Below are 22,081 nucleotides of genomic sequence, written 5' to 3'. Positions count from 1 at the left end.
TCCAGACTGCGATCACAGGCGGCTACAGGCCAGCCGCAATGCGGTCGATTCGTCGTTGCAGCGATTCGCACTCGGTCATGTGGCGCATGGCCTCGGACTTGGCAGTGCCATAGTCCTCGGCGACGCGGCGTGCGAGTTCTGGGTCGTCGTAAGTAGCCGGATCGCCGAGGAGCGCTTGCAGTTCTGCGATGCGGTGTTCGGCGGTCTCCCAGTCGCGTTCGGCGGCAGCCAGCGCCCGACGCAGATCCGCAGTCGCATCGTGGGCAGCCCGGCGCTTGCTGGCTCCCACGCGGCGGCGCTCGGCCGCGACTGCCCGCGACGTCGATGCTTCGGGGGCGCCATCGGATCGGCCCCCGGTGATCCGAGTGCCGGTGCTTCCTCCAGCGGTCCGTCTCGTACTCAGCCCCGGCGGCCGCAGCAGATTCTCGTCGACGCCGGGGTGCAGGGTGGCGGTGCCGTCGCGCACAACGATCAGCGAGTCGGCCACACTGCGGATGAGATGGCGATCGTGGGTCACCAGCAGCACCGTGCCCGGATAGACCGACAGCGCATCCTCCAGCATGTCGCAGCTCGGCAAGTCGAGGTGGTTGGTGGGCTCGTCGAGCACGAGCAGGTTGACCGGGTTGGCCATAGTGATCCCCAGTGCCAGCCGCGTCTGCTCGCCACCGGACAGGTCCGCAACCTTGCGGTCCGCGGCATCGCCCGGAAACCCGAACCCGCCGAGCATCGTGCGCACGTTCCGACCTGGCTGGTCGCCAACTGATGCGGTGAATTCCTCCACCACCGAGCGGCGGGGATCCATGACTTCGGTGAGGTGCTGCGCGAACGTTGCCATGTCCACATTGCGGCCCCGGTGCAGCTCACCACCGAGAACCCCCAATTCGCCCTGCAGCACTCGCAGCAATGTCGTTTTTCCCGCACCGTTCGGCCCGACGACGCCCACCGTGGTGCTGCGTTCGATGACCAGGTCCACTCCTTCGAGCACCGGTGCGTCGCCGCCGGCATAGCCCAGAGCAGCGTCGATCAGCTCCACGACAACCCGAGACGAGCGCCGCGGCGTGCCGAAGCCGAAACGTGCGGCCAGTTCCTTGCGGCTCGGGATCTCGACCGGCTCCAGCTTCGCCAGCGCCTTGATCCGGCTCTGCACCTGGCGGGCCTTGGTGGCCTTGTAGCGAAAGCGCTCGATGAACCGCTCGGTGTGCGCCCGACGGCGCGCCTGCGTGGCAGCGACCGCTTCCGCGGCTGCAATGCGCTCCTCGCGAGCCGCGACGAACTCGGCAAAGCCGCCGACGTGCTCGTACGCGCTGACGCCGTCCATCTCGATGACCCGATTGGCGACCGCGTCGATGAAGTCGCGGTCGTGGCTGACGAACAGCAGCCCACCGTCCCACGAAGCGAGTTGTTCTTCTAGCCAGGCCACCGAGTCGACATCGAGGTGGTTGGTCGGCTCGTCAGCCAGCAGCACATCGGGCTTCGACAGCAACAGCTGCGCGAGTGCGACCCGCATCCTCCAGCCGCCAGACAGCTGTGCGACGGGGCGCTGCGCATCGTCGGGAGCGAAGCCCAGTCCAGCGAGCACCCGGTGGGCCTCCGCTTCGAAGCCGTAGCCGCCGAGCTGGCGGAAGCGGGCCTCTAGCTCGCCGTACCGTGCGAGCACACCGTCGTGGTCGGCAGCATTGACATCTGACAGGCGCTCCTCCAGCGAGCGCAGCTCGGCAGTCATTGCGGTGATGTCGCCTGCGCCCGCCAGCGTCGCCTCGAGCACGGTGCCTTCGGTGATGTCGTCGAGCTCCTGGGGCAGGTAGCCGAGAGTCAACCCGCTCTGGCGGTGGACCTCGCCCTCATCTGGCTCGCCGATGCCCGCCAAGATCTCGAGCAGCGTTGTCTTGCCGACTCCGTTGCCGCCCACGAGCGCCACCCGCCGCCCCGCAGCGAGCTGCACGCTGACATCAGCGAACAGCCGCCGCGGCGGGTACGACTTGGCAAGCGATGAGGCCCACAGCACGGCCTGAGTCTGCCGGTGGGCCGCCAGTTTGGGCGGATACGAGCCGGCGGGGGCTAGGCGAAGTGAGGGGCGACATCGGACATGAAGGCGCGCAGCGCGTCGAGGCGGCCCTCGATGCCGCCGCGCGCCACTGGGTCGAGCACTAGGTGCGTCACGCCGGTATCTGCGACGTGGCCCACGCTGTCGATCATCTGCTCTGTGCTGCCGGCAATCGACACCGCCGGCTTCATCGCCGACGCCGGGTCGAGGTAGTAACGCAACGACAGGGTGATCTCGTTGCGGTCGCGGCCGGCTGCATCGCACGCCTCACCCACCTGCGCCCAGCCGGCCGTGACGTCGTCCAGCGGTTCGAATGCCGCATGGAAGCCGTGCCCGTACCGCGCCACACGCCGATACGCAGCCGCCGAATTGCCGCCCACCCACACTGGCACCGGGTCCTGTACGGGCTTGGGCTCGAAGCCGACCGCCGGGAACGAATAGAACTCGCCGTCGAAGCTCGGGTCGTCTTCGGAGAACAACGTGCGGAACACTTCGAGCTGCTCGTCAGAACGCTTGCCGCGGCGCTCCCACGGCATGCCCAGCACCTCGGCTTCCTCGCGCATCCAGCCCACGCCCACGCCCAGGATCAGCCGGCCATTCGACAGCACGTCGATGGTCGCCAGGCGCTTCGCCGTCTCGACCGGCGGTCGGTAGGGAAGGATCAGCACGCTGAAACCCAACCGCAGGTTCTCGGTGACCGCTGCAACGAAATGCAGCGTGCCGATGGGGTCGAGCCATCCGGTCTTCGGCGGCGCCGGGAACGAACCGTCGTCAGAGTAGGGATAATGCGAGACCAGCTCGGCGGGCCAGCAGACATGATCGGACGCCCAGCCAGAAGCGAAGCCGAGCTGATCGACTTCCGAGGCGAACGTGATGAGCCCGTCGCGTGTACCGACGCGCCCCAAGTGCGGCAGAGTGACTCCCCATTCCATGGGCCGACACGCTATTCCGAGCCGCTCGAGCGTGCTGTGCAATCGAAAATCCATCGTCCAAGTCCGGGATTGTCACAGGATCGTCGCAAGTCAGCGAAAAACGCTCAGCGCAACGCGATTACTCTCGCGCGAACCGCCGTAGCGGTCTTTGGGGGACGGTTGAGGGCCACGGCCCTCGTCGTTCACCTCGCGATGCCGCGGTGGTTGCAGTTCCACCGAGGAGGAACCCATGCAACTATCCAAGAACCGCTTTCTGCGCTTGCTAGCGCTGCTCTTCGCGTTCTCGCTCGTAGCGGCCGCCTGCGGCGGCGACGACGACGGCGACGACGCTGCCGAGACGCAGACCACCGAGGCCATGGCCGAAGAAGAGGAAATGGCCGAAGAGGAGGAGATGGCCGAAGGCGAGCCTGAGGAAGAGGCCGGCGGCCTCAGCCAGGACGTCATCGAGCAGGCGTCGCAAGACGACGAGATGGCCGACGAGGAGGAGATGGCCGACGAGGAGGAGATGGCCGACGAGGAGGAGATGATGGAGGTTGACCGCTCCACCATCGAGGGCATCTTCGCAGAAGCCGAGTTCCGTCGCGCGAAGGTCGTTGAGCGGCTGACCGCTGGCATCGAGTCCGGCGACTTCGGCGTCGGCGACGACAACATCCTGCGCGGCCCCGAGGGCTTCTCGATCGACCTGAATGAGTGCCCTGACGACTGGTCGAACACCGAGGGCATCACCGATGACGAGATCCGTATCGGCCAGACGGGCCCGCAGTCGGGCACGCTGGCGCTGTACGGCAACGCTCGACTCGGCTGGCAGACGTATCTCGGCCACGTCAACTCCGAGGGCGGTATTGCCGGTCGCAATGTCGTGATGAAGTCCTATGACGATGCCTATGTCGCTGCACAGACCATTGAGTTCGTCGACGAGCTGATCGAGAACGACAACGTCTTCTCCATCCACACTCTGGGTTCGCCGAACACGCTGGCGGTGTACGGCACGCTGAACGCCGAGTGCATCCCGCAGCCGTTCGTGTGGACGGGCCACCCGGCGTGGGGCGACCCCGAGGTGCATCCATGGACCACTGGCAGCATCCTGTCCTATTCGACGGAATCTGTGCTGTGGGGCAACTGGATCAAGGAAAACCTTGCCGACGAGCTGCCGGTCAGGGTTGCCGGTCTGGTGATGGACAACGACTTCGGCTTGGCCTACGAGCTGGGGTTCGAGGACTACGCGCACAACAATCCCGACGTTGTGTCGGAGTTCATCCCGGTGCGTCACGACCCGGCATCGCCGACGATCACGAACGAGATCACGACGATCGCAGCAGGCGATCCGGATGTCTACATCTCGATGACCGCGGGCAACGCGTGCCTGCTGGCCATTCAAGAGGTGGCGGCTTCGGGCCTGAAGGAAGAGCTGTCTGCGGCCTTCACCCCATCGGTATGCAAGGCGCCCGCCAGCTGGATTTCGCCCGCTGGCGATGACGGCCATGACTGGTTGATCGTCGGCGGCGGTGTCAAGGACACCACCGACCCGGTGCTGATCGAGGGCGACGCCTTCATCCAGTTCGTCCGTGCGAGCTTGGAGGCGAACGATCTCGATCCTGACATCGCGATGTTCGGCAACGGCTACATGATTGGCTACCCGTACATCGAGGCACTGCGCATCGCTGCGGAGCTGCCGGGCGGCCTGAACCGGACGAACTTCATCCTGTCGGTGCGGGCGATTGACATCCATCACCCGATCTTCCTGGATGGCATCACGTTCGCCATGAACGGCAACGCAGATGCGTTCCCGATCGAGGGCACCGACTTCAGCCAGTACGACTCGTCCACGCACTCCTGGATCGTCTCGAACGTCATCGACGTGAACGGCGCTTCAGGCAACTGCGTCTGGGACAAGGACGATGGCGGCTGCCGCTAGGCAGGCGCCGCATCAGAGTCGGGGCTGCCGTTAGTCCTGACTGACTGAGCGAGACGCAGCGGCCGTCGCCGCCGGGATCAATCTCGGCAGCGGCGGCCGCTCGTCGCGTCTATGGGTCGATGAGGACGCCGGGGTTGAGAATGCCGTTGGGGTCGAGGCGCTTCTTTGCGGCTCGGATGGCCTCGGCGAACAGCTCTGGACGCTGGCGGTCGTACGCGTTCGGCCGGTGCATGCGGCCCACCGCATGGTGGTGGGTGGCGGTACCGCCTGCGGACACGAGCACTTCGTTGGCGGCGTCCTTGACGGTTTGCCACTGCTCGAGCTCGCCGCCCTGGGTGCCCATGCCCGACCACGTGTAGTACGGCGCCGGGCCGTCGGTGTAGACGTGGGTGAACCGACACGAGAGCGAGTAGTGCTCGCCGAACACCTCAGCGAGCACCGCGCCCACTTTCTCGCGCACGACGGCGTCGAATTCGGGCCATTGGTCCCAGGTGATCGCAGTCTCGAAGGTGTCATTGATGAGGCCCAGCGAGGTCTCGACACCATTGCCGACGCCGATGAACGCACTGCGCCATGCCTCCACGGCACCGCCGCGGCCCGTCGGCGTCCCCGTGCCGTCGTCGATTTGGATCTCGTCGTCAGGAAGATGGCCGCCGCAGCTGCGTGCGATCTTGGCGGCTTGTGCGATGTTGTGGCACTGGGTCAGCTCTGCTGACTCGAACGACACGATGACCAGTGCGTGTTCGCCGTCCATCCCGGCGGCACGGCCAGCCTCCGCGGGGTCGAGGATGCGCAGATTGGCCGGCCACAGCTTCGCCTGGACAAGGTGTCGCACAGCGTCGTACCCGGCTTCCCACGATGGGAAAGTGATGCCGGCTGTTGCTCGGAACGTGGGCCGCTTCTGGATGCGCATCCACGCCTCGGTGATGATCCCGTAGATGCCTTCCGAACCGATCACCATGCGGTCGGGGCTGGGGCCCGCTCCCGATCCCGGCAGGCGGCGTGACTCCCACCAGCCCGATGGTGTGATCATCCGCGCCGATTCCACGAATTCGTCGATGTGGGTGTGATTGGTGGCGTAGTGGCCGCCAGAGCGGGTGGCGATCCAGCCGCCGAGGGTCGAGAAGCGGAACGACTGCGGGAAGTGCCGCAACGTGTGCCCGCTGGGGCGCAGCTGGTCTTCGAGGTGCGGGCCGAATACGCCGGCCTGGATACGAGCCGCCCGCGACACGTCGTCGATCTCGAGCACTTGGTCGAGTTGGTCCAGCGAGATGATGACGGTGGGACCGCGGTCTTCGGGGGGTGCGAGACCCCACACCACCGACGAGCCGCCCCCATAGGGCACGGCGATGTAGCCGTTGGCGTCGCACCAGTCGAGCGTGGCCTCCACCTCGGTCTCGTTGCGAGGGTGCGCCACGACGTCGGGCGGGTTCGGGAAGTCCAGGTTGAACGCTCGCACCCGCTCGGTGAAGTGGGCACCGTAGGCGTACCGGGCACGGTCGTAGGTGCTTACGGAGCACCAGTCCGCGACCGAGTCCGGAATCGGGATGCGGGGTGCGCGCAGGTCGGCGTCGTCGACCGAGGGCACCGGCTTGGCCGTGATCTCAGTGCCGTACTGGGCCGACAGCTTTGCTGCCAGCGCCGCTCGATCGGCGTCCGTCGGTTCCTCTGATTCCAGGCACCACGCCCAGAATGACTTGCGATCTGCCATCTCTCATGCCTCCACGTGCGTGAGCGTCAAACTAGGCGCGCAGCATCTCAGTCGTCGGCGAGCAGTGCCCTGCTGATGACCAGCTTCTGGATCTCGCTGGTGCCCTCGCCGATGATCATCAGCGGCGCATCGCGGTAGTAGCGCTCCACTGGATATTCGGTGCTGTAGCCGTTGCCGCCGTGAATGCGCATGGCATCCAGCGCCAACTCCGCGGCGGTCTCGGAGGCGAACAGCTTTGCCATCCCCGCGGCCAGATCGACCCGCTCGCCCGCGTCGGCCTTGCGGGCGGCGTCGTAGGTCATGAGCCGTGCAGCGTGCAGCTTGGTGGCCATCTCGGCGATCTTGAACGCGATGGCCTGGTGCTTCGCTATGGGCTTGCCGAAGGCCTCGCGCTGCTTCGCGTACGCCACCGCCGCGTCGTAGGCGGCCTGAGCCACGCCGACGCCACGGGCGGCCACGTTGATGCGGCCCAGCTCCAGCGCAGCGAGTGCCCAGCGCAGACCGTTGCCGATGCCCCCTGCTCCATTGAGACCATCGCCGCCCAGCACCCGGTCGGCGGGCACGCGGTGATCCACGTAGGACATCTCGACGGTCTCGAGGCCGCGGTACCCGATCTTGTCGATCTTGGGGCTGACGGTGATGCCCCCAGAGCTCTTGCCCGGTGTCTTGTCCACCAGGAAGCAGGTGATGCCCGAGCTGCCGGACGCGTCGCCTTCGGGCACGCGTGCCAAGAGCGCCACGATGCCCGCGCGCTCGCCGTTGGTGACCCACATCTTCGTGCCGTTGATGACGAACTCGTCACCGTCGCGGACAGCCCGGCAGCGAAGCGCGGCGGCGTCGGAGCCGCTGTCGGGTTCGGAAAGGGAGAAGCAACCGCGCAGCTTGCCGGTGGCCATCCGCGTTAGCGAGCGGTCCTGTTGCTCTGCGGTGCCGAACTGCGAGATGAGCTTGGCGCAGATGAGGTGGCTGTTGATAATGCCCGCCAGCGACATCCAGCCCCGTGAGAGTTCCTCGATCACCCGTGCGTAAGTGAGGTGGTCGAGGTCGAGTCCGCCGTGCGATTCACCGATGGTCGCGCCGAACAGACCGAACGCCTCCATCTGTTCGGCCATCTCGGTGGGGTACTCGTCGGCAAGCTCCAGCGCCGACGATCCCGGCACGACAACGTCGTCCACCCAGCGACGCAGCGTGTCGATGATCTCGTCGGCAGTGTCGTCGACTGACCCGTCATTCGGGACCTCGCTGGCACCTGTGTGCGTTGCATCGCTCATGCGTCGGCCTGACGTCGGTGTGGTGTTGCTTCTAACATGCGCGCCGACCCCCCAGCGGACGGAGTACATCGATGAAGATATCCATGGCAATTGGAGCCGGTGCGAGCTTGGATCCCAAGCGGCTGAGCCGCCATGTGGCGGATCTCGAAGCTGCCGGCGTCGACATGCTGTGGGGCGGCGAGATCTACGGCTTCGATCTGGTCTCCACCCTCGCGTACGTCGCGGCCAAGACCGAGCGCGTGCAGCTCATGACCGGCATCCTGCCGATCTACTCGCGCAGCCCGACCATCCTCGCCCAGACGGCAATGACGATCGACACCCTCTCCGAAGGTCGCTTCATCCTCGGCCTCGGGACCTCAGGACCGCAGGTGATCGAAGGCTGGCACGGCGTGCCCTTCTCGAAGCCGCTCGGGCGCACCCGTGACGTGATCGAGATCTGCCGAAAGGTGTGGTCAGGCGACAGGGTCGTCCACGACGGTCGGGCCGTCAGCCTGCCCCTGCCCGAGGGCGAGGGCAGCGGGCTGGGCAAGCCGCTCAAGCGCATGGGCAAGCCGTATCGCCAGGACATCCCGATTGCGGTGGCTTCGATCGGGCCGCGCAACGTGGAGCTGACCGCAGAGCTGGCCAACGTCTGGCAGCCGATCCATTTCCTGCCCGAGAAGTTCAACGAGGTGTGGGGTGACCCGCTGGAGACCGGCGGTTCCCGCCGGGCCGACGACCTTGGCGACCTGCAGATCGTGGCCGGCGGCACCGTGGCGCTCGGCGACGGCTCGATGGTCGATTCGGTGCGCAAGGGCGTGCGGGACGGCGTCGGCTTCTACGTGGGCGGCATGGGCGCGCGCGACAAGAATTTCTACAACGACCTGTTCAAGCGGTACGGCTACGTGGACGAGGCGGAGAAGATCCAGGATCTGTTCCTGACCGGCAAGCGCGACGAGGCGTTCGCCGCGGTGCCTGACGACTATGTCGACCGGGCCAGCCTCACCGGCGATCCCGAGCGGGTAAAAGAGCGTGTCGAGGTGTACCGCTCGGTCGGCGTGAGCTACCTGGATATCACCATCCCGCCCGAGACCGAGAACCCCCTCGAGGTCATCTCCCAGATCAAGGCGTGGGCTGAATAGCCAGACGGCGTCTGGGGCAGTGGCCGACAGCCATCACATGAGCTCGGGGCGTGCGAGCGCTCGCGAGCGGTTCCTGGCCGGAGCACAAGAGGTGGGGATGGCGCCGGGGATCCTGAGCTTTCCCGACGGCACGCGCACGGCCGCGCAAGCGGCTGCAGCAGTGGGCTGCGAACTGGGCCAGATCGTGAAGTCGCTGGTGTTCCTGTGCGACGGCGAGGCCGTGCTGGCGCTGACGTCGGGTTCCAACCGTGTGGACACGGTTCAGCTCGGGACGGTGCTCGGCGGCACGATCACCCGAGCCGACGCTGACGGGGTGCGCGACGCCACGGGCTATGCGATCGGAGGTACGCCCCCATTTGGCCATGCCCGTCCGCTGCGGGCAGTGGTGGACCGAGCGCTGCTGGCGTACGACACCGTGTGGGCGGCGGCCGGAACGCCCGACACGGTCTTCGAGCTGACGCCCGACGAGCTGGTGCGCGCCAGCGGGGCAGAAGTTGCTGATTTCGTCGATGATTGATCGTCTCTGGCGGGGTGCCGACCGCTGAGACTCGCTGGCGTTGCGGTCTCGCCCTCAGGCAGGCCGCTCGGACTGCTCACGCAGCTCGCCCTCGATACGAAGATTCGGGATGACCCGGTCGAGCCAGCGTGGCAGCCACCAGTTGCGGGCCCCGAGCAGTTCCATGGTGGAGGGCACGATGAGCATCCGTACGAGCGTCGCGTCGATGGCAATGGCGGTGGCCAGCCCCATGCCGAACAGCTTGACGACCCGGTTGTCCTCCAGCACGAAGCTGCCGAAGACCACCACCATGATCGCTGCCGCGGCGGTGATGACCCGAGCGGTGGCGGCAAGGCCGTCGGCGACGGAGTTGACCGGGTCGCCGGTGCGCTCGTACTCCTCTTTCATGCGCGACAGCAGGAAGACTTCGTAGTCCATCGACAGCCCGAACAGGACCGCGAAGAGCATCATCGGGATGAACGGCTCGATCGGCGCCGCCTCGATCCCGAGCACGCTGCCGAACCAGCCCCACTGAAACACGGCCACCAGCACGCCGTAGGACGCACCGATCGACAGCATGTTCATGACGACGGCCTTAAGCGGCACAATTAGCGAGCGGAACACCGCCATCAGCAGCAGGAACGACGCTCCGAGCACCGCGGCGAAGAAGATCAGCATGCGCCCGGACAAGAAGTCGCTGAAGTCGATCTGGAACGCCACTGCGCCGCCGACCAGGGCGTCGACGCCAGTGCCGTCGAGGGTGGCGGGAATCACGTTGTCACGCAGTGCGTGAACCAGCGACTCGGTGTCGGCATCCTGGGGGCCGGTGGTCGGCTGAACCCGGATCAGCGCTGCCCCGCCGTCGGGGCTCGGCACCGCCGGCGACGCAAATGCAACGCCGTCGGTTTGGTTCAGCACCCCCGACAGCCCGTTGAGCGTTGCGAGATCGGCAGGGGTGGATGTCTCGGCCACGATGAACAGCGAGCCGTTCGCACCTGGACCGAATCCCGCGGCCAGCAGGTCGTACGCCTTGCGTGTGGTGGTGTCAGCCGGGAAGTTGCCCTCGTCGGAGAAGCCGAGTCGCAGGCTCAGCACCGGAGCTGCCAGCAGGAGGAGCAGTGCCGTGCCGCCCAGCGCGAACAGCCACGGGCGCGCCTGGACAACCCGGCTGAGGCGGTACCACGCGGTGTCGCGCAGCGCCTTGGGCGCGCGGTGACGCAGGACGCGTCGCAGCGGGTTGCGATCGCCGCCGAACGCTCCGGCAATCAACACCGCAGCGGCTGCGGGGAGCGCGGCGAGCAGGGGGCGGATGCCGGCGCCGAAGCCCAGGAGGGCGACTGCCACCAGCGCTGCGGCCGTGATGCCGCGGACCCTGGTGGTGGTCATGCGATCGCCGGTCAGACCCAGCACTGCGGGCAGCACGGTCATGGAGCCGACCATCACGATCGCCACCGTGACGGCCGCCGAGAGCCCGATGCCGGCCACGAAGGGCAGGCCGATGAGCAGCAGCCCCAGCAGCGAGACAACCACCGTTGCGCCGGCGAACACCACTGAGCGGCCAGCGGAGTCCAGCGCGGCGCCCACGGCCTCGGAGGGCTCGAGCCCTCTGCTGAGCCACTCCCGGAAGCGGTTCAGGATGATGAGCGCGTAGTCGATGCCCACGCCGAGGCCGATCATGACGCCCAGCGTTGGCGCGAATTCGGGCACGGTCACGGTGTTGCTGAGCGCCGTGATGGCCAGCACGCCGATACCGACCCCGACCAGGGCCGTCCCGACCGTCACGCCCATGGCGACCACCGAGCCGACGGCCGCGATCAGCACGAAGACGGCGAATGCGAGCCCGATGGCCTCGGTTTCGGGTGGCTCCTGGCGGGCCAGCCAGGAACCGCCCATCTCGACTTCGACGCCGTCCATGGAGCGCAGCCCGCTGGCGTCGATGAGGTCGATGATCTCGAGGCCCAGAGGTCCGGCTTCGTCCACGTTGAAGTTGCGGCTGAGCTCGACGTCGGCGAAGGCGTACTTGCCGGCGCCCGATCCCTGGGTGGCGATGCGGCGACCGCCGTCCCGGTCGTAGGGCGAGCTGACCGTCACCTCGTCGATGGCGTCGACCGTGACGAGCAGTTCGGTCATGGCCGCGCGCACCGCCGGGTCGTTCACGCCGGACTCGGCCTTGAGCACGATGGTGCCGTTGATGGTGGAGCCGACGCTGCCGAAGTGGTCTTCGAGCACCTCGGCGCTGCGGTTGGCCTCCGAGTCGGGGGTTGACAGTGCTGCGCCGTAGGAGGCGCCAAGGGTGCCTGCGAGCACGGCGGCGGCAACGGCGAAGACCAGCCACGATGCGAGAATGCGCCACGGGTTGCGGAAGCACCATTGGCCCAGAGCTGCGTACACAGTCGTCTTCCTTCCGCGAGGGTGAGCGCCGTTGCCGCCCAGCGTGACGACCAGGGGCCGGGGTGCGGCGCCCGGAGGGGGGACCAAGCGGCGAAGCTACTGGCCTGAGTGGGCTGTGCTGTGCTTGGATCGGGCGGCTTGTGCGCTGGCTTCAGTGCTGGCTGGCGGGTTCGGCAGGCGCCGCTGCTTTGCTGGCGGCCAGACCATTTGTCGGGTGCACTGCCTTGCCTGTCTCCGCGACCTCGAGCTGGATCACCACCGTGCGTCCCGTGATGACTTCGAGCAGTGCGCTGCGGGCTCGGGCGGTGAACAGTTCCACCGAGGTATCGGCGCCTGGTGAGACCCGTGCTATCAGCCTGAGTTCATGGGGGGGCGCGTCCGCCACCCGCACGCGCGTCACGACCTGACGGTTGGAGCGGTCCAGGCCGATCGCCACCCGAAGCATTGCCGCCATCCACCGCACCTTGTTCTTGTCGGTCGAGCTCAGCGAGGCGAAGTCTGCGTGCTTGGACCTGGGCGCGCTCTTGCGGTGGTAGCGGGCCACCTGGGCGATGATCTCGATCTCGCGCTCGGTGAAGCCAGTCAGGTGCTCGCTGTTGCGGATGATGTAGTAGCTGTGGCGGTGGTGGGCGCTGTGGGAGATGAAGATGCCCACGTTGTGCAGCAATGAGGCTGCCTCGAACAGCTCCCGATCCTCATCGTCGAGCCCGTGCTGCGAGCCCAGGCCGTCGAACAACTCGAGTGCCAGATCGGTGATGTGCTCGGCGTGCCCGAGGTCTTCGTGGTAGCTGTTCGCCACGTACATCACGCCTGAGCGCCGCAGATCCTCGAGGCGATGGAACGGGTCCAGCTCCGGCGCAGCGGCCCGCCGCATCTGCTCGAACAGGACGCCTTCGCGCAGTGCGTAGTCGGAGACCTCCATGCGCTTGATGCCGAGCAGCTTGAACGTCTGCTCCAGCAACAGCGCGCCGCCCACGATGATGTCCGCCCGGCGTTCTTCCAGCCCCTCGATAGCGAGGCGGTGCGCGGGTTCCGTGGCGTTTACGAGATCCGCGGTGAGCGAGCGAAGTTCGGCCGCCGTGAATGACAACCGCCCGGTACGACTGTCGCGATCGCCACGCCGGATCGCGCAAATGCGCGCAAGTGCCGCGATAGTTCCCGACGAGCCGACCGCGGTCTCGAAGCCAAGCTCCGCGATCTCGGACGGCAGGTGCCCGAGGAACGACTCGATGTAGATACGGCACTCCAGCACGGACTGCTCGCAGGTCCGACCTTCGGGAAAGAAGCGATCAGTCAGCCGGATCGAGCCCAGCTTCAGGCTGCGCAACAGCAGCGGTTCGACGCCGTCGCCGATGATGAACTCGCTAGAACCGCCGCCGATGTCGATGAGCAGGTGGCGCTTGTCGAGCAACGGGACCGCCGCCAGCACGCCGAGGTGGATCAGCCGGGCCTCCTCGACACCGGACACCACTTCGATGTCCACTCCGGCCTCACTGCGGGCTCGCTTGGTGAACTCGTTGCGGTTGTCGGCCTCGCGCACAGCGCTGGTGGCCACCGCGGTGACGCTCGTCGCTCCGGCATGGGTAGCGATCCGTCGCATCCGGCCGAGCGTTTCGATGCCGCGATCCATGGCGTCGGGTTCGAGGCGCTTCATGTCTTCGCCGCCCGAGCCGAGCCGGACCGGCTCGCGCTCGCGGGTCAGGACCTCGAAATGGCCCTCGGCGTCGACGGAGGCGACGACGAGGTGGAACGAGTTCGTTCCCACGTCGATCGCTGCGATGACGCTCACGTACCGCAACGCTAGCCCTGATTATTCACGAGCCGGGCGGAGTGGTTTGTCCGGGTCCGCGGAAAAGCCCCTCTGACCTGCAACGATGCATATCTGCAATGAAAGCATCCGCAGTTTCAGGGGGGCATCTCCGAGGTGAAACCTAGCAGTGTCACAAACGCGTGTCTGGCAGGCGGCGGGGACCGGGTGGTGTGGGGTGCGGGGCTGTTCGCTTTGGGCGGTTTCGCGGACCGTGTCGGGCTGACCGAGGCGCTGTCGGCCGCGGTGCCCCCACGGGGCGAGCGGGCCCCGGTTCATGACCGTGGCGAGGTGCTGGTCCATGGATTGTTGATGCTGGCCGCCGGCGGTGAGGCGTGCACCGATATCGAGTATCTGCGCGCTCAGCGGGAGCTGTTCGGCGACGTGGCGTCGGACTCGACGCTGTACCGCACGATCACGGGCCTGGGCGCGAGCGGCCCGGCGGCGCTGTTGGGCGCGGCCGCAGTGGTGCGCGAGCGGTTGTGGGCCGACCGTGACCGCAGCGGCCCGCTGGTGGTCGATGTCGACTCGACATTGTTGGAGGTCCACTCGGAGAACAAGGCGGGCGCTGCGCCCCATTACAAGGGCGGGTTCGGGTTCCATCCGATGGTGTGCTCCACCGCGGACGGGGAGCCGCTGTGGATAAAGCAGCGGCCCGGCAACGCCGCAGCGAACGACATCGCCGATCACCTCGAAGTGATCGACGCCGCGGTGGCGACGCTGCCCGAGCCCGACGCCGCAGGCCACCGCGAAGGCGACGACGACAGTCTCGTGGGGCGTGCGCTGGTGGTGCGCGTCGACGCTGCGGGATGCTCGCCCGCACTCGCCGCGAAGCTGCGTGACCGCAACATCGGCTACGCGGTGTCGGCGCGGTCGAATCGCGGCATAGAAGCAGCCATCCGCGCCGGGCTGGGCGACCCGGACCGCTGGCACAACGCCCCGAAGCGGCCCGGCCAGCGCAAGCGACGCGCCGCTCAGGTCGCGGACCTCACCGACCTCGCGGACCTGTCGGGGTGGCCGCAGCGCACACGGCTGGTGGTGCGCCGCGAGCCGCGCCACCCCGGAGCGCAGCGCACCCTGTTCCCCAGCGACAACTTCCGCTACTGGGGATTCCTCACCGACCAGCCCCGCAGCGCCGTGCAACTGGACCAGCTGATGCGCTCACACGCCGACGTCGAGAACGCCGTACGCCGGCTCAAAGACAGCGGCCTGACGCGCATGCCGTTCACAGACTGGCACGCGAACAGCGCCTGGGCCGCCATGTCCATGATCGGTCTCGCGCTCGTGGGCTGGTTCCAGAACGCATGCCTCACCGGCGCGCTGCGCCGAGCAGCCCCCAAACGGCTCCGCTGGCAGCTATGGCACCTGCCCGCCCTGGTGTGCCACAGCGCACGGCGCGCCCTCTTGCGGCTGCCCCAACAGCACCCCGGCGCCAAAGCACTCCTCGCCATCGCCCACCCCCGCTGACTCCCCAGCCGACCTGCTCTGCTCGACGCCTGCCCCGGCGGGACAGCCCCGCCACGCCCCCACACCCACCCGACACCCGCCCGAGCACCAACACCAAGGCCATCGACCCCTCTGAGACGCTCCCGCCGACACCCCGACAGCCCCACACCACCAAACCGGGCGCAACCCACACCGAAAATACGATCAACAGCATTCTCGTGAATAATCAGGGCTAGAGGGATCGGTGGGCGACCCGGAAGATGGCGGCGGTCGTTGCCCCCTAGCGTTGCGCCGATGGCGACCCACGCGACCACGATCGTGCCGCGCTTCGGCGAATTGGACCCGTATAACCATGTCAACCACGCGGTCTACGTGTCGTACTTCGAAGCGGCTCGATGCGTGGCGCTCGAGTCAGCCGACCTCGCGTTGCCGGACCTATCAAATCAGAACGTGCAGATCGTGGTGACCAACCTCGAGGTGCGTTTCCGAGAACCTGCGACGGCGCGAGACACGCTGCGTGTCGAAACCGAGTTGGCGGAGCGTCGGCGCGCGAGCACGCGCTGGCAGCAGCGGATCATCCGCGAGGCCGATGAAGCGGTGCTCGTGGAAGCCGACCTCGTCGCGGCGATCTGCGACAACGACGGCAAGCCCCGCCGTCCGCCCCCCGACCTGATGGGCAAGCTCGAAGCGCTGCTGGCCGGCTAGACGACGGGGGACAAGCCCCCGCAGTGCCGGTTGCGACGGTGGGTTGCTGTTTCGTCGCGCTCAGACGACGGGGGACAGCCCGCCGTCGATGTTGATGGCGGTGCCGGTGACATAGCTGGCGGCATCGCTCGCGAGGAACAGGGCGAGGTTCGCGAACTCTTGGGCATCACCCATGCGACCGGCGGGAATGCGGTCCCCGACCGCTGCGGTGAATTCGGTGAACGTGGTGCCGGCTCCCTCCCGCTCCCAGCGCGTACGCCACTGGTGAGTGACGAGCAGGCCGGTGATGAGCGCATTCACGAGGACACCGTCGGCAGCGAACTCTGAGGCGAGCGCCTTGGTCATCGCCATGCCTGCCGCCCGGGTTGCAGCAGTCGGGCACGTCTGCGCGCTTGCGGCCTTCGCTCCGATGTTCAGCGAGTTGATGATGCGACCCCAGCCCTGGTGGCGCATGTGCGGCAGGCACAGCCGGCACAGCCGGATCGCAGAGAAGAGCTTCAGGTCGAAGTCGTCCTGCCAGTCGTCATCGTCAATCTCGAGAAACGGCTTGGCGTTCGATGTCCCGCTGTTGTTGACGAGGATGTCGATCGGCCCGCATGCGGCCACGGCCTCGGCATGCGCCCGAGCGACCTCTGAGGCCTGACGGATGTCAGCGGAGATCGCCGCATGGGCTGCATGGGGGTTCGCAGCCTGCAGTGCCGACAGCGTCTCGTCGAGCACGTCGCGGTCGCGTGCCACCACCGCAACTGATGCACCCGCTGCGGCGAATGTCTCGGCCATGGCGCGGCCAAGACCCCGGCTGCCGCCGGTGATGAAGGCTGTGCGGCCGTCGAGTCTCAATTCCATGCGCGCACGATATGACGGGGCGTTGCTTCGCGCTATGACGGGGCGCTGCCTCGCGCTTCGTCTCGGCCAGCGCGATCTCGCAAGCGGTGCGCGATTATGTGGGCATGCGTACGGGACTGGTGACCGGCAAGGGACGATTCGAGTTGCGAGAGGTTGACGAGCCGACGCCTGGGCCGGGCGACGCGCTTGTCGAGATCTCGCTCTGCGGGGTCTGCGGAAGTGACGTGCATGCGTATGTCGAGGGCTGGCCCTACGCGCCGGGTATCTGCGGCCACGAGTGGGTCGGCACCGTTGTCGCCGTGGGCTCCGATGTTCGTGTCGTGGGCACGGGCGACCGCGTGACGGGCGGGCTGGCCCCCGGCTGCGGTCGCTGCGCAGAGTGCCGAGCCGATCTCGGCGCGTACTGCTCGACGGCGCGCTCGTACTACATCGGTGCCAACGCGCCGGCCTCGGGCGGCTTCGCGCCGTTCATGGCAGCAAGCGCCGATCGACTGGTGCGGGTGCCCGACGAGCTCACCGACGACGACGCTGCAGTGATCGAGCCCGTCTCGGTGGCGCTGCATGCTGTACGCCGCAGCCGCATGCGCGCTGGCGATGTGGTGTGCGTTGTCGGCTGCGGCCCGATCGGCCTGCTGGTCGCCCAGTGCGCGCGCCTGGCAGGTGCCGGCAAGGTGATCGCCGTGGAGCCCGACTCCGACCGACGCAGGTTGGCGCTTGACACCGGTGCCGATGTCGCGGTCGAGCCCGGCGCACAGATGCGGGAGGCGGTGAACGAGGCGACGGGTGGCTTGCGGGCCGACATCGCCTTCGACTGCGCCGGCATCCCACAGACCATCCAGCAGTCGGTTGGCATGGTGCGTTACGGCGGCTCGGTCTGCATCGTCGGCGTGACCGGCAGCGATGCCACGATCCGTCCGAACCGCTGGCTGTTCAAGGAGATCTCGGTGGACACCTCGCTGGCGTTCAGCCTTGATGAGATGCGGGCCGCGGCCAGCTTCATCGCTGACGGCCGCATCAGCGTCACTCCGCTCGTGAACGGCACGACCACCCTCGCCGAGCTGCCGCAGACGATCGACGATCTCGCCACGAAGCGCAACCCCGCCGTCAAGCTGCTGGTTGACCCCACCGCCGGCTGATCTGGCTGCGCAACACGCGGTGCTCGGTCCAGGCGGGGTCCGCCCGAGATTGCTAGCCCGACGGCGCGATCGGCGCGCAGGCCACGAGCATGTCGTGCGTCGCTGACAGTCGACGTGCTTCGGCCTCAGGGATGTCAGCGCCTGATCCGTACTTCCTGAGCACTTCGGCATAATTCGGGGCACCGCCAGCAGCAAGCACGCGGTCAATCTCGGCGGCGGGAACTGCGACGTTGCGATCCGGATCGGGGCCGCCCACGATCTCGCCCCATTCGATCATGCAGTAGATGTCGAACAGATCAACACCAAGCCGCTCCGCGGCAAGTCGCGCACGCACTGGCTGGTCCACTTGGACACGAGAGCAGCAGCCCGACAGCAGCCAAATTCCGGGCAAGACACCTGCCAGAAGCAGCGCGCCCGCAAAGCACCTCGGCACTGCGCGTACCCTCAGGACACTTGGACCCTGCGGTCGCGTGTGAACGGCTGCGGTCCCATGACCCGAGGGGCGAAGGCAAGAAGAGGGGGCCGGATGGGCTGGGAGCCTGAGATTGCTGAGCTTCGGCGCCGGGAGGCGTTTGCCGAGGCGCTGGGCGGGCCCGACAAGGTCGAGCGACAGCACTTCTTCGGCAAGATGACCGTGCGCGAGCGCATCAACGCCGTGGCCGACAAGGGTTCGTTCCACGAGATCGGCAAGACCGCCGGCGTCGCGGAATACGACGATCACGGCAACCTAGTCCACCTGACGCCGTCGAACTTCATATTCGGCCTCGCCCGTATCGACGACCGTCCGGTCATCCTGTCCGGCGACGACTTCACAGTGCGGGGCGGCTCGTCGGACGCCACCATTCCAGAGAAGCGCAACGCAGCCGAGTCCATGGCCTACGAAATGCGGCTGCCGCACATCCGGTTGGTGGACGGCATGGGCGGTGGTGGATCGGTGAAGTCCATTGAGATGGCGGGCCGCACGTACATCCCCGAGCTGCGCGGCTGGGACACCATCGTGAACCACCTCTCAGTGGCGCCGTCGGTGTCGCTGGCATTGGGCTCGGTTGCGGGCATCGGCGCCGCCCGCGTGGCCACGGCGCACTACTCTGTGATCGTGCGCGACACCGCGCAGATGATGATCGCCGGACCGGCCTTGGTGGAGCAGGCGTCACTGGGCGACCACGGCAAGGAAGAACTGGGTCACGCCGACATTCACACTGCGAACGGCGCCATCGACGACGTGGTCGACAGTGAAGCCGAGGCGTTCGAGCGCGCACGGCAATTCCTGTCGTACCTGCCCTCGAACATCGACGAGCTGGGAGAGCGCGTGCTCAGCGGCGACAGCCCGCAGCGCCGTGACGAGGAGCTGATCTCGATCGTGCCCCGCGAGCCGCGGCGGGTCTACAAGATGCGATCCATCGTCGAATCGGTGTTCGATCAGGGCAGCTTCTTCGAGATCGGGAGCCGCTGGGGACGCTCGATCATCACCGGCCTTGCTCGCCTCGACGGCTGGCCGGTGGCGGTGTTCGCTGAGGATCCCTACGTGTACGGCGGCGGCTGGACTGCCGATGGATGCCGCAAGCTGATCCGCCTGCTCGACACGGCCTCCACGTTCCATCTGCCGGTCGTGCACCTTGAGGATTGCCCAGGCTTTCTCATCGGCAAGGAGTCCGAGGAGAGCGGCACCATCCGGTTCGGATCGGCTGCGCTAGCAGCCCTCGGGCAGTTGACCGCTCCGTTCGCGTGCGTGGTGATCCGCAAGGCCTTCGGTGTCGCGGGCGCCGCCAACAACAAACCCGGCGCGCGCAGCTTCCGCTTCGCCTGGCCGTCGGGCGACTGGGGCTCGCTGCCGATCGAGGGCGGCATCGAAGTCGCCTACAAGCAGGACCTCGCCGACAGTGAAACGCCCGACGAGCTCCTGGAAGACATACGCGAGCGGTTGAACCTGGTGCGCTCGCCGCATCGTTCGGCGGAGTTCTTCGAGGTCGAGGAGATCATCGACCCTCGCGACACCCGCCCGCTGCTGTGCGAATGGGCAGATCTGGCCCGCCGCTCGCTGCGGCCCGGGCCAAGTACGTTCGGCTACCGGCCGTAGCCGAACCATTGGGCACGGCGGCTACCGGCCGTAGCCGAACCATTGGGCACGGCGGTTATAGGCCCGGAGCCATCGCAACCAGCCGCGTGGCAGACTCAGCGGCGAGCAATAGGGGAGCGCGACCATGGATCCCACATACACCGAAGAAGCGGAGGACTACCGGGAGAAGATCCAGGCGTTCCTGGCCGAGCACCTGCCGCCCAACTGGGGTGGAATGGGCGATCTCTCCGAGGAGGCCCGGGAGCAGTTCGTCGAGGAGTGGCGTGCGCTCTTGTCCGAGAACCAGTTGTTGGCTGTGTCGTGGTCGATCGAATATGGCGGCGCCGGGCTCAGCGAGGTGGAGCGTGTCGTGCTCGCCGAGGAGTTCTTGAAGGCAGGCGTGCCGACGGGCGGTGACAACGACGGCTTCAGCATCACGATGGTGGGCAACGCCATCATCGAGTGCGGCACAGAGGAGCAAAAGCGCCACTTCCTGCCCAAGATCATCTCCGGCGAGCATCGTTGGTGTCAGGGCTACAGCGAGCCCGACAGCGGCTCGGATCTCGCCAACCTGGGCACTCGCGCCGTGCTCGATGGAGATGAGTGGGTCATCAACGGCCAGAAGATCTGGACCTCCAGCGGCCACACGGCCAACTGGATCTTCGTGCTGTGCCGGACGAACCCCACCGAGGCCAAGCACCGTGGCATCTCGTTCCTGCTGGTCCCGGTGGATCAGCCCGGCGTCGAGATGCGCCCGATTATCAACATCAACAACCGGCACGACTTCAACGAGGTGTTCTTCACGGACGCCAAGACGGCGAAGGAGAACGTGGTCGGCGACGTGAATGACGGCTGGCGGGTGGCGAACGTGCTGCTCGGCTTCGAGCGAGGCCACGGGGCCACCACCGACGCGCTCCGGTTCCGCAACGAGCTGGACCGAGTCACCGCGGTCGCCGTTGAGCGGGGGGCAACCGACGATCCGCTGGTGCGTCAGAAGCTCGCGCAGGCCCACTGCAAGGTCGAGATCATGAAGTGGATGGGCCAGCGCAACGTCACCAATGTGCTTGCCGGCAATGCGCCTGGGCCGGAATCGTCGCTGCACAAGCTGCTGTGGAGCGAGTACCACCACTGGCTCACTGAGTTCTCGCTGGAGATTCTGGGCATGGAAGCCACTGCCCCGAGCGGCCATCCGGCGGTGAACGGCATCAACACCGACGCGGTCGGCGCAGAGTTCTCCTCGCTCTCATGGGTGCAGACCTTCATGGGCGCGAGGCCGGGGACGATCTACGCCGGCACGTCCGAGGTGCAGCGCAACATCGTGGGCGACCGGGTGCTCGGGCTGCCGCGTGAGCCGCGCGCCGACGGCGGTCCCTGGAACCAGATCGGCAAGAATTAGGGGATTGAGCATGGAATTGCGACTGGATGGCAAAACCGCACTGGTGACCGGCGGCTCGGCTGGCATCGGCAAGGGCATCGCGAAGTCGTTCGCTGATGCTGGCGCGAACGTGATGATCACGAGCCGCAAGGCCGACAAGTGCGAGGCCGCTGTTGCCGACATTGGCGGCGAGTGCGATTACATCGCCTCGCACATCGGCCATCTCGATCAGGCCGAGCGTGTGATGGGTGAGACCATCGAGCACTTCGGATCGCTGGACATCCTTGTCAACAACGCCGCGACCAACCCGTGGGCCGGTCCGATGGTCGATTGCGACGTTCCGCGGCTCGACAAGACCTACGAAGTGAACCTGCGGGCGCCGTTGCAGTGGACCCAGACGGCGTGGCAGATGTGGATGTCCACCCACGGCGGTTCGGTCATCAACATTGCCTCGGTCGGCGGGCACCACACCTCCGAAGCGTTGGGCGTCTATTGCATGTTCAAGGACGCGCTCATGCACATGACCCGCCAACTCGCAGCCGAGTTGGGTCCCAATGTGCGGGTCAACTGCATCGCCCCGGGGCTGATTCGCACCGATTTTGCGCGAGTGCTCTGGGATGGGCCGCGCGGGAAGATAATCGCGAACCAGCTGCCGATGAAGCGGCTCGGCGAGCCGTCTGACATCGGCGAGGCGGCACTGTTTCTCTCGGCGGCCGCGACCTGGCTGACCGGGCACGTCATGGACATCGATGGCGGCGAGTGCGTGAAGATCTCGGGCGACCTGCCGCTCGAAGAGGGCTAGCAACGGTCCGGAAGCACGCACGAGCGG

At 67.0% G+C, this 22,081-nt stretch carries 17 protein-coding genes; 9 read left to right on the top strand and 8 right to left on the bottom strand.

Annotated elements, in window-relative coordinates:
* Nucleotides 1-22: 22 nt before the first annotated feature.
* Both ACOQPH_RS12090 and ACOQPH_RS12085 read right to left on the bottom strand, forming a co-directional pair.
* Nucleotides 23-2,005 carry an ABC-F family ATP-binding cassette domain-containing protein gene (locus ACOQPH_RS12090; RefSeq protein WP_420621635.1) on the bottom strand — a complete coding sequence of 661 codons (1,983 nt, stop codon included), beginning with the start codon at nucleotides 2,003-2,005 and terminating at the stop codon, nucleotides 23-25.
* Between the two features lie 53 nt (nucleotides 2,006-2,058).
* Complete coding sequence (locus ACOQPH_RS12085) at nucleotides 2,059-2,976, bottom strand: LLM class F420-dependent oxidoreductase (protein WP_420621634.1); 918 nt, start codon at nucleotides 2,974-2,976, stop codon at nucleotides 2,059-2,061.
* 229 nt (nucleotides 2,977-3,205) lie between these two features.
* Here ACOQPH_RS12085 and ACOQPH_RS12080 point away from each other — a divergent pair, with 229 nt between their 5' ends.
* The gene (locus ACOQPH_RS12080; RefSeq protein WP_420621633.1) at nucleotides 3,206-4,891 is read left to right on the top strand and encodes an ABC transporter substrate-binding protein; all 1,686 of its coding nucleotides are present in this window, start codon (nucleotides 3,206-3,208) and stop codon (nucleotides 4,889-4,891) included.
* Between the two features lie 109 nt (nucleotides 4,892-5,000).
* Here the strand turns inward: ACOQPH_RS12080 and ACOQPH_RS12075 are convergent, their stop codons facing one another.
* Together ACOQPH_RS12075 and ACOQPH_RS12070 are read right to left on the bottom strand one after the other, a co-directional pair.
* Complete coding sequence (locus tag ACOQPH_RS12075) at nucleotides 5,001-6,602, bottom strand: FAD-binding oxidoreductase (RefSeq protein ID WP_420621632.1); 1,602 nt, start codon at nucleotides 6,600-6,602, stop codon at nucleotides 5,001-5,003.
* Between the two features lie 47 nt (nucleotides 6,603-6,649).
* Nucleotides 6,650-7,873, bottom strand: a complete 1,224-nt coding sequence (locus ACOQPH_RS12070; RefSeq protein WP_420621631.1) for an acyl-CoA dehydrogenase family protein — start codon at nucleotides 7,871-7,873, stop codon at nucleotides 6,650-6,652.
* A gap of 83 nt (nucleotides 7,874-7,956) precedes the next feature.
* On the opposite strand from ACOQPH_RS12070, the gene ACOQPH_RS12065 reads away from it, so the two are divergent.
* Entirely contained in the window at nucleotides 7,957-8,994 is a 1,038-nt protein-coding gene (locus ACOQPH_RS12065) for an LLM class F420-dependent oxidoreductase (protein ID WP_420621630.1), read from the top strand.
* Nucleotides 8,995-9,031: 37 nt separating this feature from the next.
* Nucleotides 9,032-9,511 carry a YbaK/EbsC family protein gene (locus tag ACOQPH_RS12060; protein WP_420621629.1) on the top strand — a complete coding sequence of 160 codons (480 nt, stop codon included), beginning with the start codon at nucleotides 9,032-9,034 and terminating at the stop codon, nucleotides 9,509-9,511.
* Between the two features lie 54 nt (nucleotides 9,512-9,565).
* On the opposite strand, the gene ACOQPH_RS12055 is transcribed toward ACOQPH_RS12060, so the two are convergent.
* Entirely contained in the window at nucleotides 9,566-11,881 is a 2,316-nt protein-coding gene (locus ACOQPH_RS12055) for an MMPL family transporter (RefSeq protein ID WP_420621628.1), read from the bottom strand.
* Nucleotides 11,882-12,032: 151 nt separating this feature from the next.
* Nucleotides 12,033-13,670 (bottom strand): Ppx/GppA phosphatase family protein, encoded by a 1,638-nt coding sequence (locus ACOQPH_RS12050; RefSeq protein ID WP_420621627.1) that lies wholly within the window; start codon nucleotides 13,668-13,670, stop codon nucleotides 12,033-12,035.
* A 135-nt stretch (nucleotides 13,671-13,805) separates the two neighbouring features.
* On the opposite strand from ACOQPH_RS12050, the gene ACOQPH_RS12045 reads away from it, so the two are divergent.
* Together ACOQPH_RS12045 and ACOQPH_RS12040 are read left to right on the top strand one after the other, a co-directional pair.
* The gene (locus tag ACOQPH_RS12045; protein ID WP_420621095.1) at nucleotides 13,806-15,155 is read left to right on the top strand and encodes an IS1380 family transposase; all 1,350 of its coding nucleotides are present in this window, start codon (nucleotides 13,806-13,808) and stop codon (nucleotides 15,153-15,155) included.
* A gap of 273 nt (nucleotides 15,156-15,428) precedes the next feature.
* Complete coding sequence (locus tag ACOQPH_RS12040; protein ID WP_420621626.1) at nucleotides 15,429-15,839, top strand: acyl-CoA thioesterase; 411 nt, start codon at nucleotides 15,429-15,431, stop codon at nucleotides 15,837-15,839.
* Nucleotides 15,840-15,899: 60 nt separating this feature from the next.
* Here the strand turns inward: ACOQPH_RS12040 and ACOQPH_RS12035 are convergent, their stop codons facing one another.
* Complete coding sequence (locus tag ACOQPH_RS12035) at nucleotides 15,900-16,685, bottom strand: SDR family oxidoreductase (protein ID WP_420621625.1); 786 nt, start codon at nucleotides 16,683-16,685, stop codon at nucleotides 15,900-15,902.
* Between the two features lie 104 nt (nucleotides 16,686-16,789).
* Here ACOQPH_RS12035 and ACOQPH_RS12030 point away from each other — a divergent pair, with 104 nt between their 5' ends.
* Complete coding sequence (locus tag ACOQPH_RS12030) at nucleotides 16,790-17,821, top strand: zinc-dependent alcohol dehydrogenase (RefSeq protein ID WP_420621624.1); 1,032 nt, start codon at nucleotides 16,790-16,792, stop codon at nucleotides 17,819-17,821.
* Between the two features lie 52 nt (nucleotides 17,822-17,873).
* On the opposite strand, the gene ACOQPH_RS12025 is transcribed toward ACOQPH_RS12030, so the two are convergent.
* Entirely contained in the window at nucleotides 17,874-18,167 is a 294-nt protein-coding gene (locus tag ACOQPH_RS12025) for a hypothetical protein (RefSeq protein WP_420621623.1), read from the bottom strand.
* A 180-nt stretch (nucleotides 18,168-18,347) separates the two neighbouring features.
* Between ACOQPH_RS12025 and ACOQPH_RS12020 the strand changes: the two genes are divergently transcribed.
* From ACOQPH_RS12020 to ACOQPH_RS12010, 3 genes are all read left to right on the top strand, one after another.
* Nucleotides 18,348-19,898 (top strand): acyl-CoA carboxylase subunit beta, encoded by a 1,551-nt coding sequence (locus ACOQPH_RS12020; RefSeq protein ID WP_420621622.1) that lies wholly within the window; start codon nucleotides 18,348-18,350, stop codon nucleotides 19,896-19,898.
* Nucleotides 19,899-20,022: 124 nt separating this feature from the next.
* Nucleotides 20,023-21,273, top strand: a complete 1,251-nt coding sequence (locus ACOQPH_RS12015; protein ID WP_420621621.1) for an acyl-CoA dehydrogenase family protein — start codon at nucleotides 20,023-20,025, stop codon at nucleotides 21,271-21,273.
* 10 nt (nucleotides 21,274-21,283) lie between these two features.
* Nucleotides 21,284-22,054: an SDR family oxidoreductase gene (locus tag ACOQPH_RS12010; protein WP_420621620.1), complete on the top strand. Its 771-nt coding sequence runs from the start codon at nucleotides 21,284-21,286 to the stop codon at nucleotides 22,052-22,054.
* Nucleotides 22,055-22,081: the final 27 nt, after the last annotated feature.

Source organism: Candidatus Poriferisodalis sp., assembly GCF_965221945.1.
Lineage (GTDB): Bacteria > Actinomycetota > Acidimicrobiia > Acidimicrobiales > Poriferisodalaceae > Poriferisodalis.
This window is presented reverse-complemented; position numbering and strand designations above follow the sequence as displayed.